This window comes from Promicromonospora kroppenstedtii DSM 19349, assembly GCF_000515355.1.
Classification (GTDB): domain Bacteria; phylum Actinomycetota; class Actinomycetes; order Actinomycetales; family Cellulomonadaceae; genus Promicromonospora; species Promicromonospora kroppenstedtii.
Window position 1 is genome coordinate 13,336 of sequence record NZ_KI911722.1, and the last position, 1,421, is coordinate 14,756.

General features: G+C 72.8%; 2 protein-coding genes. One reads left to right on the forward strand and one right to left on the reverse strand.

The genetic code is table 11. The features are described from left to right. The coding region (locus PROKR_RS20740; RefSeq protein WP_036966737.1) for a MarR family winged helix-turn-helix transcriptional regulator at window positions 1–384 on the reverse strand (384 nt) is incomplete at its 3' end. 120 nt (window positions 385–504) lie between these two features. Here PROKR_RS20740 and PROKR_RS20745 point away from each other — a divergent pair. Next, a partial coding sequence (locus PROKR_RS20745) for an LLM class flavin-dependent oxidoreductase (RefSeq protein WP_036966740.1) occupies window positions 505–1,421 on the forward strand: 917 nt, incomplete at its 3' end.

A 1,421-nucleotide genomic window follows, 5' to 3' on the forward strand; every position in this document is an offset into this window, starting at 1 on the left:
GAGCCCGGCGAGCAGCTCCTCCTCCGCGGAGGCGACGCGCGCGTCCATGGCGGCGAGCACCTCGAGGCCGCGGTCCGTCGCGACGACGCGGCGCGCCCGCCGGTCGGCCGGATCCTGCTGCCGCTCTACGAGCCCGCAGCGCTCGAAGGCGTCCAGCAGGTAGGTCATCACCGTGCGGTCGATGCCGAGCGAGGCGGCGAGCGCGGCCTGGCTCGGCAGCTGGCCGTGCACCACGGCGGTGAGCAGCTGGTAGCCCCGTGTGCCCTGCGGCAGGTCGTCCGCGGCGGCGTCGACCCGTGCGCTCCACTCGCGCAGGAGCGCGGCGAGGGACCAGCCGAACAGGGAGTGCTGGCCCGTGCGGGTCTCGGCGGGGACGATGCTCATGGCCACATCCTACGGGAATGTGCGGCATTCAAGAAGAGTTGTGAGTAATATCGTCTGCAGGACAGACGATCTGCCGCGACGCGTGGCAGGCGCAGAGCGACGACGAGGGACACCGCACGCATGACCGACTACGGGCACGACCTGCTCTTCGGCACGTTCATCACGCCCACCAACGCGAACCCGCAGGTTCCCGTCGGGCTGGCCCAGCTCTCCGAGCAGCTCGGCCTGGACCTGGTCACGTTCCAGGACCACCCGTACCAGCCGTCGTTCCTCGACACCTGGACGCTCATGTCCTGGGTGGCCGCGCAGACCGAGCGCATCCACCTCTCCGGCAACGTCCTCAACCTGGGCATGCGCCCGCCGGCCCACCTGGCGCGTGCCGCGGCGAGCCTCGACCTGCTCAGCGGCGGCCGGTTCGAGATGGGTGTGGGCACGGGTGGCTTCTGGGACGCGATGGTCGCGATGGGCGCCACCCGCCGGACGCCCGGCGAGGGCGTCACCGCCCTCGAGGAGGGCATCGAGATCATGCGCGGCATCTGGGATGCCGGCAACCGCACGCCGCTGCGCGTGCCGGGGCAGTTCCACCACGTCGACGGCGCCAAGCGTGGCCCGGCCCCCGCGCACGACATCCCGATCTGGCTCGGGGCCTACAAGAAGCGCATGCTCCGGCTCACCGGCGCCAAGGCCGACGGCTGGCTGCCCTCGCTGCCCTACTTCAAGGACGGCGACCTGGCGCGCGGCAACGCGACGATCGACGAGGCGGCCGAGGAGGCCGGGCGCTCGCCGAGCGAGATCCGCCGTCTGCTGAACCTCGGCGGGTCCATCACCGACCGGTCCACCGGCCCGCTGCAGGGCCCGGCCGACCAGTGGGTCGAGGAGCTCACCCTGATGGCGCTGGAGGACGGCGTCAGCGGGTTCATCGCCATGGGCGACGACCCCGACCAGATCCGCGCGTTCGCGCAGGAGGTCGCGCCCGCCGTCCGGGAGGCGGTGGCGGCCGAGCGCCGGTCCAGCGGCACGACGCCGGCGGCGGCTCG